Consider the following 18,442-nt stretch of genomic DNA (forward strand, 5'->3'; position numbering starts at 1 on the left):
CCCACCGGGATTGTCCTGAATGGGGCTATTGAAATGTGGTGTCCCAGGCGGGGTTCGAACCTGCAACCTTCCCCTTAGGAGGGGGATGCTCTATCCAATTGAGCTACTGAGACACTGAGTTGTCGCGGGCAGACGCGGCGCGACGGACGGCGTGCATGGTAACGGCCAGGCCCTGATTTGTCATGTCATCCGTAGGGCTTTTTAAGTGTAGGCAGGCGCCCTGCAAGGCTGCGGGATGTTTTACCGTGCATTTTGCACTACCACAAAATGCCATCATTGCAGATTGCAACCCAGGCACTTCGAAAAACCCTCTCAAATGCTTGTTTTTAAAGGACTTAACAGCGGTTAGACTGTTGGCACGGCGGGTGCTATGTCTGTTCCATAGAAGAACAATCGGAGTCCGCCTCATGAACAGCACCCTCTTGCTTGCAAACGCAATCGCATTGGCGGTCTTGGTGGGCTTTCACTTGGCCCCGGACAGTCATGAGACGGTCGCCCAGCGCATGCCACATTACCTGCAAGTGCAGAAACAGCCGCAACTGGCGGTGCTGAGCGATCAGGGCAGCTACGGCCCAAGAGCTGTTAGTGAGGCCGAACAGGCTTTGCCGGCGCAGGTTTCCGAACGTCTGGTTTTTTGAAATATCTTCAGGAGTACAGCATGTCCAAATCAGCTGCAGGATTTCTGATCCTCGCCTTATTGAGTGGCGTTTTGCATTTTTCGCTGTTCGAGGACACCCAGGTCACCCTGCCCCTGATCGGCTGCGGCGTGTTTGCGGTGTTGTTTGTGCTGGCGCTGGTGGCCGGGCGTCGGATCAAGTTTGATCCGGTGCTGCGTTGAGTTTGAGCACATCCAGCAATTGATTGACGGCGGTCGCCAGATCGCCGGAGTTGTCGACTAGATTCACGGGCGTGTCGCTGGCTCGTCGGTCTTTGAACAGCGCATTGCGCGCCAGCCTCGCATCGATTTGCTCAAGGGTCTCACGACCTCGTTTGAGCAAGCGTTCACGCAACACTTCATCCCTCACCGTCAACAGCACTGGCACCAGCGTTGGATACAGCACCTGCGCTTGACGCAGGTTGGCCCGCGAGCCATTCACCAAGACGTTTCGCCCGTCTTTAAGCCACCGATCCATTTCTACTGGAATGCCGTAAGCGAGGCCATTAGCGTGCCAGGCCAGCGCGAAGTTATCGGCTTGCTGGCGGCGTTCAAACTCTTCTGGCGTAACGCCGACCGCGTCCTCACCCACAGACTCCGCTGATCGGGTTATCACCCGGCGAATGATTTCGCAATTCATCGCACGCAAAGGTTCGCGTGCCGCCTCAATCAGGCTGTCCTTGCCTGAACCGGACGGCCCCATCAGATAAATAAGCTTGCCATCCATCCTGAAAATGCCCTCTGGCACGGGTCTGCCCCTAGTAAATCGGCAAATTGCCACTATCCTGTACAGGTAAGGAACAAGGATAGAAAGCCGCATAGCATGCACGTTCTGAGGTCTTTGGACACCCATTGATGTGCAACAGGAAGCGGGCAGTGATTCGGACGAAGGCAAAGATTTCAAACCAGTCCGCATTTCTGACAATTGGTGCTGGCATTACGCCTTTATCCGGCTCAATATTTGTCACAGAATTGACGCCAATGAACTGGCAATTTTGAGGCATGATGCGCGCCTCTTAACAATTCAGGTTGAACCATTTGGTCCGGATGCTTGTCCTATCACACATCCTGCGGCCATTCCCGAGAACCGCTCCCCTGAACTAACCGGTTAAATATATGCGCCCATTGAAACAGGCAATTTATTCCAGCCGTACGGCTGACAAGTTCGTCGTACGTCTGCCAGACGGAATGCGTGAACGCATTGCCGAGGTGGCTCGCAATCATCATCGCAGCATGAACTCCGAAATCATCGCGCGCCTTGAACAGAGCCTTATTCAAGAAGGTGCACTGGGCGAAGAATTGAGCATGCGCCTCGATAGCCCTGAGCTGTCGCTGCACGAGCGCGAGCTGCTGCAACGCTTCCGTCAGCTGTCGCACCGTCAACAGAACGCATTGGTGTCGTTGATCGCACACGACGCCGAGATGGCCGCAGACGCGTCCTGAGCTACACCGAATATCTCAAGCCAGCATGATTGCTGGCTTTTTTTTGCCTTCGTTTTGGCTGATCAAACACTGTACCTGTGGCGAGGGGATTTATCCCCGCTGGAGTGCGCAGCTGTCCTAATGTTTTTGGGGCCGCTGCGCAGCCCAACGGGGATAAATCCCCTCACCACAATTGTTTTGTGTTGCCTGTCAGGCACAAAAAAGCCCGCCAATTTGGCGGGCTCTTTGTTTGCAGCGGGTCAGAGCAGGAAGATTGTCGCCAACCCGAGGAAGATGAAGAAGCCACCGCTGTCGGTCATCGCGGTGATCATCACGCTGGCGCCCATGGCCGGGTCGCGGCCCATCTTGGCCAGCGTCATCGGGATCAGTACGCCCATCAGCGCTGCCAGCAGCAGGTTGAGCGTCATCGCCGCCGTCATCACCACCCCCAACGACCAGCTGCCATAAAGCAGATAAGCGACCACACCGATCACCCCGCCCCAGACCAAGCCGTTGATCAAACCGACCGCCAGTTCCTTGCGCATTAGACGCGAGGTATTGCCGGTGCTGACCTGATCGAGCGCCATCGCCCGAACGATCATGGTGATCGTCTGGTTACCGGAGTTGCCACCAATACCCGCCACGATCGGCATCAATGCCGCCAGCGCTACCAGCTTCTCGATCGAGCCTTCAAACAGACCAATCACACGGGACGCAACAAACGCGGTGATCAGGTTGACTGCCAGCCACGCCCAACGGTTACGCAGCGACTTCCACACGGAGGCGAAGATGTCTTCCTCTTCACGCAGACCCGCCATGTTGAGGACTTCGTTTTCGCTTTCTTCACGAATCAGGTCGACCATTTCGTCGATGGTCAGACGGCCGATCAGCTTGCCGTTCTTGTCGACCACCGGGGCCGAGATCAAGTCATAACGCTCGAACGCCTGAGCGGCGTCGTAGGCGTCTTCGTCCGGATGGAAACTCACCGGGTCGCTGGCCATGACCTCGGCAACTTGTTTGTCCGGATCGTTGACCAGCAAACGTTTGATCGGCAGCACGCCCTTGAGCACGCCGTCGTAATCGACCACAAACAGTTTGTCGGTATGGCCCGGCAGCTCTTTGAGACGGCGCAGATAACGCAGCACCACTTCGAGGCTGACATCCTCACGGATCGTCACCATCTCGAAGTCCATCAGCGCACCGACCTGCTCCTCGTCATAAGACAGGGCCGAACGCACACGCTCACGCTGCTGGTTATCGAGGCTCTCCATCAGTCCATGGACGACGTCTCGCGGCAGCTCGGAAGCCAGGTCAGCAAGTTCGTCGGCGTCCATGTCCTTGGCTGCAGCCAGGAGCTCGTGATCGTCCATGTCGGCGATCAGCGTTTCACGAACGGAATCGGATACTTCGAGAAGAATGTCGCCGTCGCGATCAGCCTTGACCAGTTGCCAGAGCGTCAGACGATCGTCCAGCGGCAAGGCTTCAAGAATGTAGGCAACGTCGGCGGAGTGCAGATCATCGAGTTTGCGTTGCAACTCGACCAGATTCTGCCGGTGAACCAGGTTTTCCACCCGGTCGTTGTGCGCGCCTTCCTGGCGATGAGTCAGGTCTTCGACGACTCGCTGGCGCTGCAAAAGCTCGACCACTTGGGCCAGGCGATCCTGCAGGCTTTCCTGTGTTTTCTTTACTTCGATTTCGGACATAGGCGAACTCCACTCCCAGCAGCGGGGCACGCCGGAAGAATCAATCAGTCAATTCATGATTGGTGAAACGGGTTACTGAACAACTACTGGGTAAGTCCATGGAGGTTTTCCATAAGCCCCGGCGGGGCTGACGGGCGCAATGATACACGCCTGACGGTTTAATACGTTAAAAAATCATGGCTGAAACAAGCGCTTGCGAGACAAACCTGAGCGCCATCCTGATCCATGCAAATGCGACGACTCATCTTGAAAAGAAAACACACCGGCAGCGCAAAATGTAGCGACTACCCTTGAGCGTAGATCGTCATGGAGGACGTCGAATGCCACTCAAATCATCTTTTTTCGTACTGACTTTTTTGCTCTGCCTACCGCACGCCGGGGCCACGACCACCCTGCATCGCTGCGAAGCACCTGACGGCAGCATCACCTTCACCACGATGAGTTGCGCGCACGGCGAACACCTCTCCGTGCAGGAAGTACACCCCTACTTGCCCGGATCTGTCGTGGCGGTGATGCCTGAAGCCAATCACGAAGAAACATCCGGTATGAATACCAGAGGCCGAGCACCGGGCATTGTCGGCGGCGCGGAGCACATCTGCGGCAACGTGATCGACGCGAGACAACGCCGCCAGGCGATCATCAATCGACGCGTTATCGCCGGGATGAGCGCGCAAGATGTCGAAAGCGCTTTAGGCAAGCCGGACAAGATCAATATTCGGACATCGACGACCACATATCGTTACGACCTCAAGCGAGGCCGAACGGCACAAATCGATTTCGATCAGCGGGGATGCGTGAAGGAAAAAGCCAAATCCCGGACAGCAAAAAGCCCGCGATAAACGCGGGCTTTTCGGTATATGGTGCACTCGACAGGATTCGAACCTGTGACCGCTCGGTTCGTAGCCGAGTACTCTATCCAGCTGAGCTACGAGTGCATTTTGTGTTTTTAGCCCAGACCACAACTGGATGAAGCCAAGTTATCTGCATTGCTGCAACTAACTCTTAAATGGTGCACTCGACAGGATTCGAACCTGTGACCGCTCGGTTCGTAGCCGAGTACTCTATCCAGCTGAGCTACGAGTGCATTTGTGTTTTTAGACCAGATCACATCTGGTTGAAGCCAAGTCATTTACATTGCTGTAACTGACTCTTAAATGGTGCACTCGACAGGATTCGAACCTGTGACCGCTCGGTTCGTAGCCGAGTACTCTATCCAGCTGAGCTACGAGTGCATTTGTTGCGCCGCATTATAGCCCGTCTAATCTCTATTCCAACCACTTTTTCTATTAATTTCAACAACTTACAGAAAAAGCCAGATTACGACGTACTAAGCAAATAATGGCGGAGAACGGGGGATTCGAACCCCCGACACCCTTTTGAGGTGTACTCCCTTAGCAGGGGAGCGCCTTCGGCCACTCGGCCAGCTCTCCGCAACACGGGGCGTATCTTAACCAACCTTTTCCCCGTTTGCAAACATAAAAATCGATAAAAATTAATGGCTTGGTTCTTCGTCCTTCTCTTTCTTTATACGCAGGTAAATTTCCTCACGGTGCACGGCAACCTCTTTCGGCGCGTTCACACCGATGCGCACTTGGTTTCCTTTAACGCCGAGCACGGTCACGGTGATTTCGCCGTCACCGATAATCAGGCTTTCTGCGCACCGACGGGTCAGAATCAGCATACCTTTCTCCTTACGCAATTCAGTTCAGGGACAACAGTCTGCAAAAAAAAGGCACCCGACCTACAACCGGAGCGATCGTAGCCCTACATGCCTGAGTATTGACCAGCGCGAGCAAAAGAACAGTCAGGGCTCACGCCATTCAAAAAAATAAAGGGCGCGGTCAGACCGCGCCCTTCAGTTGAACGGAATTACTCGCCTTGACGGGCCGGCGCATCCAGTTCGAAAGCCGTGTGCAGAGCGCGCACGGCCAGTTCCAGGTACTTCTCTTCAATCACCACGGAAACCTTGATTTCCGAAGTCGAGATCATCTGGATGTTGATGCTTTCTTTTGCCAGCGATTCGAACATGCGGCTGGCCACGCCTGCGTGGGAACGCATGCCGACGCCGACGATCGAGACCTTGGCAATCTTGATGTCGCCAACCACTTCACGGGCACCGATCTCGCGAGCAGTGTTTTCCAGCACGTTCTGTGCGGCCTGGAAGTCGTTGCGGTGTACGGTGAAGGTGAAGTCGGTGGTGTTATCGTGCGCGACGTTCTGCACGATCATGTCGACTTCGATGTTCGCGGCACTGATCGGGCCGAGAATCTTGAACGCCACGCCCGGGGTGTCTGGCACGCCACGGATGGTCAGCTTGGCTTCATCGCGGTTGAAAGCGATGCCGGAAATGATCGGCTGTTCCATGGTTTCCTCTTCATCAATAGTAATGAGGGTGCCCGGACCCTCCTTGAAGCTGTGCAGTACGCGCAGCGGTACGTTGTACTTGCCGGCGAATTCCACGGCACGGATCTGCAACACCTTGGAACCGAGGCTGGCCATTTCCAGCATCTCTTCGAAGGTGATCTTGTCCAGACGCTGAGCGACCGGCACAACGCGCGGGTCAGTGGTGTAAACACCATCAACGTCGGTGTAGATCTGGCACTCGTCAGCCTTCAACGCCGCAGCCAGTGCCACGCCGGTGGTGTCGGAACCGCCACGACCGAGAGTGGTAATGTTGCCGTGCTCGTCGACGCCCTGGAAACCGGCGACAACTACCACGCGACCTGCTTTCAGATCACCACGAATCTTCTGGTCATCAATCTGCAAGATACGCGCTTTATTGTGCGCACTGTCGGTCAGGATCCGCACCTGATTACCGGTGTACGACACCGCCGGCACACCGCGCTTGATCAGCGCCATGGCCAACAGGGCAATCGTCACCTGCTCACCGGTTGAAACAATCACGTCCAGCTCACGCGGAACCGGTTGACCGTCGCCACTGATTTGCTTGGCCAGATCGATCAGACGGTTGGTTTCGCCGCTCATTGCAGACAGCACAACCACCAGGTCATCGCCGGCATCGCGGAATTTCTTAACCTTGTCGGCGACCTGCTCGATTCTCTCGACAGTACCGACCGAGGTGCCTCCAAATTTCTGTACGATCAAAGCCATTTCAAAGCCGCCTCTGCCCATGAAGGGCGCCCAATAATCACTCGAACAGCCGCCGCGCCCGCCACTAGACTGCGAGCGCGATGAACCGTCTTATAAACCCTGCTCGACGAATGGAACGGTCAGCGCCAGTGCACCATCCAGCGCGCCGGCATCAACGCCACCGCCCTGCGCCATGTCCGGACGACCACCGCCCTTCCCGCCCACTGCCGCAGCAGCTTGCTTCATCAAATCACCGGCTTTGAGTTGGCCAGTCAGGTCTTTGGTTACGCCAGCAACCAGAACGACCTTTTCCTCATGGACACTGCCGAGCAGGATCACTGCGCGGCCGAGTTTGTTCTTCAACTGATCAACCAGCGCCAGCAGCGCCTTGGCGTCCTGACCATCCAGGCGTGCGGCCAAAACCTTCACGCCTTTGACGTCCAGTGCCGAGGACGACAGATCGTCGCCCGCCGCGCTCGCCGCCTTGGCTTGCAACTGCTCGAGTTGCTTCTCCAGTTGGCGATTGCGCTCGAGCACAGCCGACAGCTTGTCGATCAGGTTGTCGCGGCTGCCCTTGACCAGGCTGGCCGCTTCCTTGAGTTGTTCTTCTGCAGCATTCAAATACGCCAGTGCCGCAGCACCGGTGACTGCTTCGATACGACGCACGCCCGAAGCCACACCGCCTTCGCTGATGATTTTCAGCAGGCCGATGTCGCCGGTACGATTGGCGTGGATACCGCCGCACAGCTCGACGGAGAAATCACCGCCCATGCTCAGCACGCGCACGTTGTCGCCGTACTTCTCGCCGAACAGCGCCATCGCGCCTTTGTTCTTCGCGGTTTCGATGTCGGTTTCTTCGGTTTCAACGGCGGAGTTCTTGCGAATCTCGGCGTTGACGATGTCTTCCAGCGCTTTGATCTGCTCAGGCTTGATCGCTTCAAAGTGGCTGAAGTCGAAACGCAGACGCTGACTATCGACCAACGAACCTTTCTGCTGAACGTGCTCGCCCAGAACCTGGCGCAGTGCAGCGTGCAGCAAGTGCGTGGCCGAGTGGTTCAACGAAGTGGCGTGACGCACTTCGGCGTCGACGTGGGTTTCCACTGGCGCGCCGATGGTCAGGCTGCCCGAATCCAGCACACCGTGGTGCAGGAAAGCGCCGCCGGTTTTGGTGGTGTCGCGCACGTCGAAACGGCTGCTGCCGGCCTGCAGATAACCGCAGTCGCCGATCTGGCCGCCGGACTCAGCGTAGAACGGCGTCTGATTCAGAACGATCACCGCCTCTTCGCCTTCATTCAAGACGTCGACCGACTGGCCATCTTTATAGATAGCAACGATTTTTGCCGAACCGCTGGTGTCTTTGTAACCGGTGAACTCAGTGGCCACGTCAACCTTGACCAAAGTGTTGTAGTCCAGACCGAACGAGCTGGCCGAACGCGCACGCACACGCTGAGCTTCCATCTCACGTTCGAAGCCGACTTCATCGACAGTCAGGCTGCGCTCGCGGGCGATGTCGGCGGTCAGGTCCATCGGGAAACCATAGGTGTCGTAGAGTTTGAACACTACGTCGCCCGGTACCACGGTGCCTTTGAGTTCAAGCAGATCCTGCTCAAGAATTTTCAGGCCGTGCTCCAGAGTCTTGGAGAACTGCTCTTCTTCAGCCTTGAGCACGCGCTCGATGTTGCTTTGCTGCTTTTTCAGTTCCGGGAAGGCTTCGCCCATCTCGGCAACCAGTGCAGCAACGATCTTGTAGAAGAAGCTGCCGGTAGCGCCCAGCTTGTTACCGTGACGGCAGGCGCGACGGATGATCCGGCGCAGTACATAACCGCGACCTTCGTTGGACGGCAGCACGCCGTCGGCGATCAGGAAACCGCACGAACGGATATGGTCGGACACGACTTTCAACGAAGACTGATCGCCATTTTCGCAGCCGATCGCTTCAGCCGAGGCCTTCAGCAGGTTTTTGAACAGGTCGATGTCGTAGTTGGAATTGACGTGCTGCATCACCGCACTGATCCGCTCCAGGCCCATGCCGGTGTCGACCGACGGCGCTGGCAACGGATGCAAGACGCCATCGGCGGTGCGGTTGAACTGCATGAACACGTTGTTCCAGATCTCGATGTAACGGTCGCCGTCTTCTTCCGGCGAGCCCGGCGGGCCGCCCCAGATGTGGTCGCCGTGATCGTAGAAAATCTCGGTGCACGGACCGCACGGGCCGGTATCGCCCATGGTCCAGAAGTTGTCGGAGGCGTACGGCGCGCCTTTGTTGTCGCCGATGCGGATCATGCGCTCGACCGGCACACCGATTTCTTTGGTCCAGATGTCATACGCTTCGTCGTCGGAGGCGTAGACGGTGACCCAGAGTTTTTCTTTCGGCAGTTGCAGAACGCCGGTCAGGAAGGTCCACGCGTAGGTAATCGCGTCTTTCTTGAAATAGTCACCGAAGCTGAAGTTACCGAGCATTTCAAAGAACGTGTGGTGACGAGCGGTATAACCGACGTTTTCCAGGTCGCTGTTCTTGCCACCGGCACGCACGCATTTCTGGCTGCTGGTCGCACGGGTGTACGCACGTTTTTCCTGGCCCAGGAAGCAGTCCTTGAACTGGTTCATCCCCGCGTTAGTGAACAGCAGGGTTGGGTCGTTGCCCGGAATCAAAGAGCTGGAGGCTACACGGGTGTGGCCTTGCTCTTCGAAGAAGCGAAGGAAGGCTTCACGGATTTCTGCGCTTTTCATTAGGTTCTTCCACGGAGGCTGCGGCCAAAGGCCTGTTCGAAACGTCAACAGACGAAGCGACGGCAAAGGGCCGCATTATATCGGCCCTGCGCGCGGGGTACAGCGTGTTTATACGATAGAAACGGTCAATTGGACGGCTAACGCTGTCACTTGCGCGAAAAGTCGACGAATGTCGCGATCACTTGCTCGATTTGCGCGCGACTGACGTCCATGTGCGTGACCATACGCAGCCGCGCGGCGGCGCTCAACTTGATCCCGCGTTCGCCGGCAAACGCCTTGATCGCTTCGGCTTTGTCGCCCATTTGCACATAAACCATGTTGGTTTGCACCGGTTCAACGGTGAAACCTGCTTCACGCAGACCATCGGCCAAAAACTGCGCGTTGGCGTGGTCATCCGCCAGGCGTTCGACGTTGTGATCCAGCGCATACAGCCCCGCCGCCGCCAGCAATCCGGCCTGACGCATGCCGCCGCCGACCATTTTGCGCAAACGCCGGGCCTTGCCGATCAGTTGCTCGGAACCACACAGCACCGATCCCACTGGCGCACCGAGGCCTTTGGACAGGCACACCGATACCGAATCGAAATACTGGGTGATTTCCCGTGCATCAACTCCAAGCTTGACCGCCGCGTTGTAAAGCCGAGCGCCGTCGAGGTGCAGTTGCAAGCCGTGGTCTTGGGTGAATTTACGCGCCCGCGCCAGATATTCCAGCGGCAGCACTTTGCCTTGCATGGTGTTTTCCAGCGCCAGTAAACGGGTGCGAGCGAAATGGAAGTCGTCGGGTTTGATCGCCGCCGCGACTTGATCCAGATCCAGCGAACCGTCGGTCTGCACTTCCAGCGGCTGCGGCTGAATCGAACCGAGCACCGCCGCGCCGCCGCCCTCGTACTTGTAGGTGTGCGCCTGCTGACCCACGACATATTCGTCGCCGCGCTCGCAGTGCGCCATCAATCCCAATAGGTTGCTCATGGTGCCGGTCGGCACGAACAGCGCGGCGGCAAAGCCCAAGCGTTTAGCCAGTTCGGCTTCCAGACGATTGACCGTCGGGTCTTCGCCGTACACATCGTCACCGGTATCGGCTGCGGTCATCGCGTCGAGCATGGCGGGTGTCGGTTGGGTGACGGTGTCGCTGCGAAGATCGATAACGCTCATGAACCTGGCCTCAATTCAGCAGGGGAAATCCCTTTACGAAGTGGAATTACTGCGGTCATGGCGCGGATTAATCAACCCTTGCGCAAGGATTTTTCGTTTCAAGGCTTTCAGGTTTTCGATGGCAATCATCAAAAAGGCGCAATGCACAGACACAAAATCTGTGTTAAAAACGCTGCGCCGCCCGAGAAAGGGCGGCAAAAACGTTCTCAGGGCGGGGTGCAATTCCCCACCGGCGGTAATTGCGCGCAATGCGCATAGCCCGCGAGCGCTTGGCGACGAATACGACTTCGGTTGAGATCGGCGGCAAGGTCAGCAGACCCGGTGTGATCCCGGGGCCGACGGTCATAGTCCGGATGAAGAGAGAACGGGATTAACGCCAAAGGGCCGTCCGCGCGATGCTGTGCGTGTGCGCACCCTTGAATCCCTTTCGATTCATAACGCCCTGTTTTTCACACAAACAGGAGTCAGAACATGCAACCCACCGCTATCGACAGCAAAAGCAAACACCCACACGGCGAGCGCGTTGCGTTCATCCAGGCCTGCTGGCACAAAGAAATCGTCGACCAGAGCCGAAAAGGCTTCGTCGCCGAAATGATTGCCCTGGGCTATCAGGAATCGGACATCGACATCTTCGAAGTCGGCGGCGCTTTTGAAATGCCTCTGCACGCCAAGTTGCTGGCCAAAACCGGTCGTTATGCCGGCATCGTCGCCGCAGCCCTGGTGGTGGATGGCGGCATCTACCGTCACGAGTTCGTCGCCCAATCGGTGGTCAGCGGCCTGATGCAAGTGCAACTGGAAACCGAAGTGCCGGTGTTCTCGGTGTCGCTGACGCCGCATCACTTCCATGCGGGTGACGAGCATCAGAAATTCTTCTTTGAGCACTTTGTACACAAGGGTCAGGAAGCAGCGCGGACTTGCGCGGATACACTGCGCAAGGTTCGCGCACTGCGCCGTACCGAGCCGCATGCAGTAGCGGTCTGACCCACTGATGATCGTTCCCATGCATCGCGCGGGAACGATCATCACCTGTAGGAGCTGCCGAAGGCTGCGATCTTTTGATCTTAAAAAACCACAAGATCAAAAGATCGCAGCCTTCGGCAGCTCCTACAGGAAAATGTGGCAGGGTCAGGCGAGGTTTTCGTCGCTGGTCGGGACGATGAGGATGCCTGCGCGCAAGCCGTTCTTGACCTTGGGATTAGGGAAGATGATGCGCGCGCCCTCCTCCTCAATGATCCAGCGGGTATTGGCCAGATCTTCGGCCAGCACATAACCCATCTCCAACTCGGAAAAGTTTTCAATGTCCTGCGGCAGGTTCAGGCGGAACGCATCGCTGTGCTTGATGATTTCCCGCGCGACACTGAACAGCTGCAAACCATCCAGCTGCGCTTCAGCCATCTCTGGTTCTGTGCCTTCAATGATCTGCTTTAAGCGAGTTTCCAGCAGCGAGACGTTAACCCCGTCGTTCTGCCCGAACGGCCGCGCCTTGCCCAGTTCCAGCGTGAAAGCCTCAGCGCCGAGTTTGTCGTAGGTGTAAGAGCTGAAAACGATCGACGGTTTGTTCTGCAGCAGCACCGCTTCCATCCCGGCAGCGCGCAGGCGCGCCAGTTCAAGGCGTGAATGCTGACGACCTTCCTTCCACGGATACAGCGCGAACTGCTCGATCTTCGAGCCGCGAATCGCTGTGTGCAGGTCGTAGTGCAGGCGCTGGCGATCCGGCAGGCTGAAGAAAATCGCCGCCAAACGCTCCAGCTCACAGGCTCGCAGCGCTTCTGAGCCACTGCTTTGTTCGTGACGGCCATTGAACAGCCGATTGACGTCCTGCTCGACAAAGCGCTCGCCTTTGCGAATCGCCTCGGGGTTGCCGAACAGAAACAGAATACGTGCGCGCGGCTTCAGATCGCCGCGTGCGATGTCGTGCAGCAGCCGATCAAGCAACTCGATCGGCGCTGTTTCGTTGCCATGGATCCCTGCCGACAGCAGCAGATCCAGGCCATTGTCGCGCGCTTCGGGTGGCCGGACTTCCAGCGCCCCTTCGCTCAACCAGCGCATGCGCACGCCTTCGACAGTCAGTTGAGTCTTCTCCGCCGGTTCGCGGCCGGCGAGGGTCAGTTCAAGCAGTTTGCCGAGGGCGAGCATAGAGCGGTTTCCTTAGTGGTCGTGGTTGCAATCCGGGCCGTGCACGTGGTCTTCGTCGTCGCCAGCGTCAGCCGGTTCCATTTCCAGTTGCAGACTTACCAGATTAGTCGCCAATGGGCGCAGCAGCAGGTTGGCGTATTCGGCGTCACCTTCTTCAACGTCCACGCCGATCAGCAACTGGCCACGGCCGTCCTGCTGGATCCACAGCTCTTTGCCTTGCCACATGACCGCAACGCGGGTGCAGGAGGTCTCCAGTTGCGTGCCGTCAGTGTCTTCAAGGATCAGCTGCAGGGAATCGCTCATGTTTTTACTCTCTTGGTGAGACAAGCCGCGCGCCGCGTTCGGGCGACGCGCCGGCCATCAATTGATCTGGAATGGATAAACCGCGCCCAGTTTAAGGATTTGCGTCAGTTCATCCAGTGCCGTCCGGCATTCAAGCAGCAACTGCGGATCCGCCAGATCGGTTTCGCTCAGGCGGTCGCGGTAGTGCTTCTCGACCCATGCGGTCAACGAACCGTACAACGGTGCCGTCATGATAACCCCTGGGTTGACCGCCGCCAGTTCGGTTTCGTTAAGCGCGACGCGCAGTCGCAGGCACGCCGGACCACCGCCGTTTTGCATGCTTTGCTTGAGATCGAAAACTTTCACTTCGCGGATCAGACCGCCGGAGCTGGTCAGGCTTTGCAGGTAAGCCCAGACGCGTTCGTTGGCCTGGCACTCTTGCGGCACGATCAACAGCATCGAACCGTCAGGACGCGAGAGCAATTGGCTGTTGAACAGGTACGAGCGCACCGCGTCATCCACGGTAACCGCCGAACGCGGCACACACACGGACTGGAAGTTACCACCGACTTTGGCCAGTTTGCTTTGCAGCTCGGCCAGCATCGACTCGGTGTCGAGGAACGCGTCCTCGTGATAGAACAAGACCTCGCCATTACCCACAGCAATCACGTCGTTGTGGAACACGCCCTGATCGATCACGTTCGGGTTCTGCTGGGCGTAAACCACGCCTTCGTCACGCAGACCGTGCAGACGCGCAACGGCTTGCGAAGCTTCGAGGGTCTGCCGCGCCGGGTACTTTTGCGGCGCCGGGAAACGGTTGTCGAACGCGCTGCGACCGAACACGAAGAACTCAACGCCCGCCTCGCCGTACTCACGGCAGAAACGTGTGTGGTTGGCCGCGCCTTCATCACCGAACTGCGCCACCGCCGGCAACGCGGCGTGATGGGCGAAGTGCTGCTGATTGGCGAACATCGCACCGAGCACACGGCTGGTGGTCGGGTGCTCGATGCTGCGGTGGTATTTGCAATTGAGGTTGGCGGCGGTGAAATGCACGCGACCGTCAGCAGTGTCGGCACTCGGGCTGACCGTGGCGGCGTTGGCCACCCACATGCTCGACGCCGAGCAACTGGCGACCAACAGCGGCATGGCTTCTTTGGCGGCGCGCTCGATCACTTGCGCGTCGGTACCGCTGAAACCCAGACGGCGCAGAGCGGCCACGTCCGGACGTTCCTGCGGCGCCAGTACGCCTTGCTGAAAGCCCATTTCCATCAGCGCTTTCATCTTCGCCAGACCTTGCAGCGCCGCTTCCTTCGGGTTCGAGGATTGCTGGCTGTTGCTCTGGGACGCAACGTTGCCGTAGGACAGACCACCGTAGTTATGGGTCGGCCCCACTAGACCGTCAAAATTGACTTCATAGGATTTCATCAGCGAGGCTCCACGAGAATCTGTTGTTATAGGCTTCAGTAACTGTTCTTTTTGACCGAGGTGCGGCCTTCGCGAGCAAGCTCGCTCCCACAGGGATCTTCATCGCACTTGTGGGAGCGAGCTTGCTCGCGAATGGGCATCACGCCATCTTCACGCCGGGTGTCAGAGAGGCAGGCAACACCAGGCTCGGCGTCTCCAGCGACGCCACCGGGTACGCGCAGTAATCCGCTGCGTAATAGGCGCTGGCGCGATGGTTGCCCGAGGCACCCACCCCACCAAATGGCGCGCTGCTCGCAGCGCCGGTCAGTTGTTTGTTCCAGTTGACGATGCCGGCGCGGCTTTCCAGCCAGAACTGCTGATAACGCGCTTCGGAATCCGACAGCAAACCCGCAGCAAGCCCATAAGCGGTGTTGTTGGCTTCAACGATCGCTGCTTCAAAATCAACGTAGCGGATCACTTGCAGCAACGGGCCGAACAGTTCTTCGTCCGGACGCTCGGCAACCGCCGTCACATCAACGATGCCCGGCGTCAGCAACGCGGCTTGTGCTTGTGGCTGAGTCATTTCCAGCAGCGACACCGCGCCGTTGGCCAGCAGATGTTCTTGAGCGTCCATCAGCGCTTTCGCCGCGCCGAGGGAAATCACCGAGCCCATGAACGGTGACGGTTGCTGATCGAATGCGCCGACTTCAATAGTCGCGCTGACTTCAACCAGACGCTTTAACAGGCTGTCGCCCCACGCGCCTTGCGGCACCAGCAGGCGGCGTGCGCAGGTGCAACGCTGACCGGCAGAAATGAACGCCGACTGAATAATCGTGTAAACCGCCGCATCCAGATCCGCGACCTGATCAACCACCAGCGGGTTGTTACCGCCCATCTCCAGCGCCAGAATCTTGTCCGGACGACCGGCGAATTGCTGGTGCAGATGATTGCCGGTGCGGCTCGAACCGGTGAAGAACAAACCATCGATGCCCGGGTTCGCTGCCAGCGCGATGCCGGTTTCCCGGGCGCCTTGCACCAGGTTCAGAACACCCGCTGGCAGACCGGCTTCGATCCAGCACTTGACCGTCAACTCGGCCACTTTCGGGGTCAGTTCGCTTGGCTTGAACAGCACGCTGTTACCCGCCAGCAGCGCCGGCACGATGTGGCCGTTTGGCAAGTGGCCAGGGAAGTTGTAAGGGCCGAATACTGCGACCACGCCGTGCGGTTTGTGGCGCAGCACAGCAGTGGCGTCACCCAACGGGCCGCTCTTCTCGCCGGTACGCTCGCGGTAGCTCTGCACCGAAATCGCGATCTTGTTGACCATGCTAGTCACTTCGGTCGCCGATTCCCACAGCGGTTTGCCGGTCTCTTCACCAATGGTGCGAGCCAGTTCGTCAGCGTGGTTTTTCAGCGACGCGGCGAAAGCCTCAAGCACCGTGATGCGCTCGTCCAGCGTGCGACGTGCCCAGCCCGGGAACGCCTGACGCGCAGCTTGCACAGCCGATTCAACCTGAGCCGCCGTGGCGCCCTCCCCCGACCACAGCACTTGCTGGGTCACCGGGTTCAGCGATTGAAAGGCCTCGCCCTGACCGGCCAGCCACTCACCTGCGATGTATAGCGAATTCATTATTTCGACTCCCGTGCAGCGGACAACGCCACGGCGCGCACTTGATCGCCAGCGTTGAGTTGAAGACGTTTGGCGGTCTGCGGATCGACCACCAAAGTACCGGCAGCGAGACGCGCCGGCGCAGCGGTGATGCGGCAGTCTTCGCGCTTGCGGTTATGGATGATGAACGGCGTGGCGTCGTCGCCAGGCGTACCCACGGCGAGCACCAGCGCTTCGCTGTCACGCACCGCGCGGATCTTGCCGGTTTCGCATTCGATGGCCGGGCCGGCGTCGAAGATGTCGACGTAACCCTGATAGCTGAAACCTTCGCCCTTGAGCATCGCCAAGGCTGGCTCGGTGTCCGGGTGAACCTGGCCGATGACCTGACGCGCGCCTTCCGACAGGAAGCAGGTGTACAGCGGGAATTTCGGCATCAGTTCAGCGATGAACGCCTTGTTGCCGACACCGGTGAGGTAGTCGGCCTGGCTGAATTCCATCTTGAAGAAGTGCCGACCGAGGCTTTCCCAGAACGGCGAACGACCGGCGTCATCGGAGACACCGCGCATTTCGGCGATGATCTTGTTGCCGAACAATTCAGGGAATTCCGCGATGAACAGCATCCGCGCCTTCGACAGCATGCGACCGTTCAGACCGCTGCGGTAATCGGCGTGCAGGAACAACGAGCACAGCTCGGAATTACCGGTCAGGTCGTTGGCCAGAAACAGCGTCGGAATCTCGCGATAGATATTCAGTTCTTGCGAGGCGCTGACGGTCAGGCCGACACGGAAGTTGTACCAAGGCTCACGCATGCCGACCGCGCCGGCAATGGCGGAAATCCCCACCACGCGGCCGTCGTCGTCTTCGAGCACGAACAGGTAGTCCGCATCACCACGGCCAGCTTCGCCGCGAAAAGTCTTCTCGGCCCAGCCGACCCGATGGGCCAGACGTTCTTCGTTGGCCGGCAAAGTAGTCAAACCGGTGCCGGTGCTACGGGCCAGGTCGATCAGCGCGGATAAATCGCTGCTGCGTACGGGACGAACAATCATGCTATCTCCTCAAACGGGCCGCCTTCGCCACCCGTGAAACTCGCTAAGGCGTTAAACCGCCACCAGGCGCACGCTGGCACCTTCACCGACGCCCAGGGCTTCGGCCGCTTCCAGATCCAGAGTCACCGGTTTGCCCGGCGCGTAATCCAGTTCCAGCAGCACCGCGCGGTAATCCTGCAACTGCGCGTTGGCCACCAGATACTGGCGCCCGGCGCCTTTCACCGGCTCGCCGATCTTCACTGGCACCACACGGCTTTGGGCGATCGAACGGATCCCCGAAACACGCGCATGCAGGGTCGGGCCACCGTCGAAAATGTCGATGTAGTGATCGGTCTCGAAGCCTTCGCGCATCAGGATGTCGAAGGTGATCTGCGCACGCGGGTGCACCTGGCCCATCGCCTCTTGGGCGGAGTCCGGCAGCAGCGGCACGTAGATCGGGTAATGCGGCATCAGCTCGGCGAGGAACGTGCGGCTTTTCAGCCCGCACAGGCGTTCGGCTTCGGCGTAATTGAGGTCGAAGAAGTTACGACCAATCGCGTCCCAGAACGGCGAGTCGCCATTCTCATCGCTGTAACCAACGATCTCGGTCACCACCGAATCAGCGAAACGCTCGGGATGGCTGGCGACGAACAGCAGACGGCCACGGGAATTCAGCTCCGACCACGGCGACCCGACCAGCTCACGCTGCACGTAGAAACTGGTCAGCAAGCTGTTGCCGGTCAGGTCGTGGCACTGCGAGAGCACGTGGATCTTGTTGTGGATCTTCAACTCGCGGGAGGCGTGGACGAAGGTCTCGTTACGGAAGCTGTAGAACGGCTCCGAGTAACCGGCGGACGCGACAATCGCCGAGCAACCGACCAGTTTGCCGGTGGTGGATTCTTCGAGGACGAAGAAGTAACTCTCTTCACCGTTGAAGCTCACTTCGGCAGAAAACGACGCTTCGCTCGCGGCGATCTTGTCGCTCAGACGTTCCACGTCATCCGGCAAGGAAGTGACACCAATCGGGCTGTCCGCAGCCAGACGCTGTACCTCGCCCAGATCAGCCATTTGCGCGGGGCGCATCACCAGCATGGTGTCACTCCTTTTCTCTTATCAATTCACAGAAAAAAAATACCGAACATTGTGGGATCGGCTCTTTGTGGCGAGGGGATTTATCCCCGATGGGCTGCGCAGCGGCCCCAGATTTTGGGGGTGCTTCGCGCCCCGTCGGGGATAAA

General features: G+C 58.3%; 17 protein-coding genes, 5 tRNA genes and 1 riboswitch. Of the genes, 5 read left to right on the forward strand and 17 right to left on the reverse strand.

Annotated elements, in window-relative coordinates; genetic code table 11:
- Positions 1 to 36 precede the first annotated feature (36 nt).
- Positions 37 to 113: transfer RNA gene (locus GVL50_RS09975), tRNA-Arg, on the reverse strand.
- Between the two features lie 294 nt (positions 114 to 407).
- Between GVL50_RS09975 and GVL50_RS09980 the strand changes: the two genes are divergently transcribed.
- Both GVL50_RS09980 and GVL50_RS09985 read left to right on the forward strand, forming a co-directional pair.
- Positions 408 to 638 carry a hypothetical protein gene (locus GVL50_RS09980; RefSeq protein WP_159812711.1) on the forward strand — a complete coding sequence of 77 codons (231 nt, stop codon included), beginning with the start codon at positions 408 to 410 and terminating at the stop codon, positions 636 to 638.
- A gap of 20 nt (positions 639 to 658) precedes the next feature.
- Positions 659 to 838 (forward strand): PA3371 family protein, encoded by a 180-nt coding sequence (locus GVL50_RS09985; protein WP_053122845.1) that lies wholly within the window; start codon positions 659 to 661, stop codon positions 836 to 838.
- Here GVL50_RS09985 and phnN read toward each other — a convergent pair.
- Positions 813 to 1,382 carry a phosphonate metabolism protein/1,5-bisphosphokinase (PRPP-forming) PhnN gene (gene phnN / locus GVL50_RS09990; RefSeq protein WP_159812819.1) on the reverse strand — a complete coding sequence of 190 codons (570 nt, stop codon included), beginning with the start codon at positions 1,380 to 1,382 and terminating at the stop codon, positions 813 to 815. The genes GVL50_RS09985 and phnN overlap by 26 nt on opposite strands.
- A 389-nt stretch (positions 1,383 to 1,771) precedes the next feature.
- Between phnN and GVL50_RS09995 the strand changes: the two genes are divergently transcribed.
- Complete coding sequence (locus GVL50_RS09995; protein WP_003178899.1) at positions 1,772 to 2,098, forward strand: Arc family DNA-binding protein; 327 nt, start codon at positions 1,772 to 1,774, stop codon at positions 2,096 to 2,098.
- Between the two features lie 239 nt (positions 2,099 to 2,337).
- Here GVL50_RS09995 and mgtE read toward each other — a convergent pair whose 3' ends face one another.
- A complete protein-coding gene (mgtE, locus tag GVL50_RS10000; RefSeq protein ID WP_053122849.1) occupies positions 2,338 to 3,780 on the reverse strand; it encodes a magnesium transporter in 1,443 nt (480 codons plus the stop codon).
- 320 nt (positions 3,781 to 4,100) lie between these two features.
- Between mgtE and GVL50_RS10005 the strand changes: the two genes are divergently transcribed.
- On the forward strand, positions 4,101 to 4,619 hold the full coding sequence (locus tag GVL50_RS10005) for a cell envelope protein SmpA (protein WP_159812713.1): 519 nt from the start codon (positions 4,101 to 4,103) through the stop codon (positions 4,617 to 4,619).
- Between the two features lie 19 nt (positions 4,620 to 4,638).
- Here GVL50_RS10005 and GVL50_RS10010 read toward each other — a convergent pair.
- The 8 genes from GVL50_RS10010 to ltaE form a co-directional block, all read right to left on the reverse strand.
- Positions 4,639 to 4,715, reverse strand: a tRNA-Arg gene (locus GVL50_RS10010).
- A 72-nt stretch (positions 4,716 to 4,787) separates the two neighbouring features.
- A tRNA-Arg gene (locus GVL50_RS10015) sits at positions 4,788 to 4,864 on the reverse strand.
- 71 nt (positions 4,865 to 4,935) lie between these two features.
- Positions 4,936 to 5,012 (reverse strand) — tRNA-Arg (locus tag GVL50_RS10020).
- Between the two features lie 107 nt (positions 5,013 to 5,119).
- A tRNA-Ser gene (locus GVL50_RS10025) sits at positions 5,120 to 5,210 on the reverse strand.
- 62 nt (positions 5,211 to 5,272) lie between these two features.
- The gene (csrA, locus tag GVL50_RS10030) at positions 5,273 to 5,461 is read right to left on the reverse strand and encodes a carbon storage regulator CsrA (protein WP_002554426.1); all 189 of its coding nucleotides are present in this window, start codon (positions 5,459 to 5,461) and stop codon (positions 5,273 to 5,275) included.
- A gap of 188 nt (positions 5,462 to 5,649) precedes the next feature.
- Positions 5,650 to 6,891: an aspartate kinase gene (locus GVL50_RS10035; RefSeq protein ID WP_053122853.1), complete on the reverse strand. Its 1,242-nt coding sequence runs from the start codon at positions 6,889 to 6,891 to the stop codon at positions 5,650 to 5,652.
- A gap of 90 nt (positions 6,892 to 6,981) precedes the next feature.
- Positions 6,982 to 9,600 (reverse strand): alanine--tRNA ligase, encoded by a 2,619-nt coding sequence (gene alaS, locus GVL50_RS10040; protein ID WP_159812715.1) that lies wholly within the window; start codon positions 9,598 to 9,600, stop codon positions 6,982 to 6,984.
- Positions 9,601 to 9,746: 146 nt separating this feature from the next.
- Positions 9,747 to 10,751 (reverse strand): low-specificity L-threonine aldolase, encoded by a 1,005-nt coding sequence (gene ltaE / locus GVL50_RS10045; RefSeq protein WP_159812717.1) that lies wholly within the window; start codon positions 10,749 to 10,751, stop codon positions 9,747 to 9,749.
- Between the two features lie 198 nt (positions 10,752 to 10,949).
- Positions 10,950 to 11,121: riboswitch (FMN riboswitch) on the forward strand.
- Positions 11,122 to 11,222: 101 nt separating this feature from the next.
- On the opposite strand from ltaE, the gene GVL50_RS10050 reads away from it, so the two are divergent.
- On the forward strand, positions 11,223 to 11,732 hold the full coding sequence (locus GVL50_RS10050; RefSeq protein WP_007919335.1) for a 6,7-dimethyl-8-ribityllumazine synthase: 510 nt from the start codon (positions 11,223 to 11,225) through the stop codon (positions 11,730 to 11,732).
- A 144-nt stretch (positions 11,733 to 11,876) separates the two neighbouring features.
- Here the strand turns inward: GVL50_RS10050 and astE are convergent, their stop codons facing one another.
- The 6 genes from astE to aruF all read right to left on the reverse strand — a co-directional run bounded on the left by astE (position 11,877) and on the right by aruF (position 18,296).
- The gene (astE, locus tag GVL50_RS10055; RefSeq protein WP_159812719.1) at positions 11,877 to 12,887 is read right to left on the reverse strand and encodes a succinylglutamate desuccinylase; all 1,011 of its coding nucleotides are present in this window, start codon (positions 12,885 to 12,887) and stop codon (positions 11,877 to 11,879) included.
- Positions 12,888 to 12,899: 12 nt separating this feature from the next.
- Positions 12,900 to 13,190: a hypothetical protein gene (locus tag GVL50_RS10060; RefSeq protein WP_008077915.1), complete on the reverse strand. Its 291-nt coding sequence runs from the start codon at positions 13,188 to 13,190 to the stop codon at positions 12,900 to 12,902.
- 57 nt (positions 13,191 to 13,247) lie between these two features.
- On the reverse strand, positions 13,248 to 14,594 hold the full coding sequence (gene astB, locus GVL50_RS10065) for an N-succinylarginine dihydrolase (RefSeq protein ID WP_053122860.1): 1,347 nt from the start codon (positions 14,592 to 14,594) through the stop codon (positions 13,248 to 13,250).
- Positions 14,595 to 14,733: 139 nt separating this feature from the next.
- Complete coding sequence (gene astD / locus GVL50_RS10070; RefSeq protein WP_178124176.1) at positions 14,734 to 16,203, reverse strand: succinylglutamate-semialdehyde dehydrogenase; 1,470 nt, start codon at positions 16,201 to 16,203, stop codon at positions 14,734 to 14,736.
- Positions 16,200 to 17,225 (reverse strand): arginine N-succinyltransferase, encoded by a 1,026-nt coding sequence (gene astA, locus GVL50_RS10075; RefSeq protein ID WP_053122864.1) that lies wholly within the window; start codon positions 17,223 to 17,225, stop codon positions 16,200 to 16,202. The genes astD and astA overlap by 4 nt, the downstream gene beginning before the upstream one ends.
- Positions 17,226 to 17,276: 51 nt before the next feature.
- Positions 17,277 to 18,296, reverse strand: a complete 1,020-nt coding sequence (gene aruF / locus GVL50_RS10080; protein WP_053122867.1) for an arginine/ornithine succinyltransferase subunit alpha — start codon at positions 18,294 to 18,296, stop codon at positions 17,277 to 17,279.
- Positions 18,297 to 18,442 lie beyond the last annotated feature (146 nt).

The sequence above is a fragment of the Pseudomonas sp. 18058 genome (assembly GCF_902706155.1).
Taxonomy (GTDB): domain Bacteria; phylum Pseudomonadota; class Gammaproteobacteria; order Pseudomonadales; family Pseudomonadaceae; genus Aquipseudomonas; species Aquipseudomonas rustica.

Coding starts and splice junctions, on each gene's coding strand:
- GVL50_RS10005 (WP_159812713.1), top strand. CDS start 4,101: ATGCCACTCAAATCATCTTTTTTCGTACTGACTTTTTTGCTCTGCCTA.
- GVL50_RS09985 (WP_053122845.1), top strand. CDS start 659: ATGTCCAAATCAGCTGCAGGATTTCTGATCCTCGCCTTATTGAGTGGC.
- ltaE (WP_159812717.1), bottom strand. CDS start 10,751: ATGAGCGTTATCGATCTTCGCAGCGACACCGTCACCCAACCGACACCC.
- astB (WP_053122860.1), bottom strand. CDS start 14,594: ATGAAATCCTATGAAGTCAATTTTGACGGTCTAGTGGGGCCGACCCAT.
- alaS (WP_159812715.1), bottom strand. CDS start 9,600: ATGAAAAGCGCAGAAATCCGTGAAGCCTTCCTTCGCTTCTTCGAAGAG.
- GVL50_RS10050 (WP_007919335.1), top strand. CDS start 11,223: ATGCAACCCACCGCTATCGACAGCAAAAGCAAACACCCACACGGCGAG.
- phnN (WP_159812819.1), bottom strand. CDS start 1,382: ATGGATGGCAAGCTTATTTATCTGATGGGGCCGTCCGGTTCAGGCAAG.
- GVL50_RS10060 (WP_008077915.1), bottom strand. CDS start 13,190: ATGAGCGATTCCCTGCAGCTGATCCTTGAAGACACTGACGGCACGCAA.
- astA (WP_053122864.1), bottom strand. CDS start 17,225: ATGATTGTTCGTCCCGTACGCAGCAGCGATTTATCCGCGCTGATCGAC.
- GVL50_RS10035 (WP_053122853.1), bottom strand. CDS start 6,891: ATGGCTTTGATCGTACAGAAATTTGGAGGCACCTCGGTCGGTACTGTC.
- GVL50_RS09980 (WP_159812711.1), top strand. CDS start 408: ATGAACAGCACCCTCTTGCTTGCAAACGCAATCGCATTGGCGGTCTTG.
- astE (WP_159812719.1), bottom strand. CDS start 12,887: ATGCTCGCCCTCGGCAAACTGCTTGAACTGACCCTCGCCGGCCGCGAA.
- aruF (WP_053122867.1), bottom strand. CDS start 18,296: ATGCTGGTGATGCGCCCCGCGCAAATGGCTGATCTGGGCGAGGTACAG.
- csrA (WP_002554426.1), bottom strand. CDS start 5,461: ATGCTGATTCTGACCCGTCGGTGCGCAGAAAGCCTGATTATCGGTGAC.
- mgtE (WP_053122849.1), bottom strand. CDS start 3,780: ATGTCCGAAATCGAAGTAAAGAAAACACAGGAAAGCCTGCAGGATCGC.
- GVL50_RS09995 (WP_003178899.1), top strand. CDS start 1,772: ATGCGCCCATTGAAACAGGCAATTTATTCCAGCCGTACGGCTGACAAG.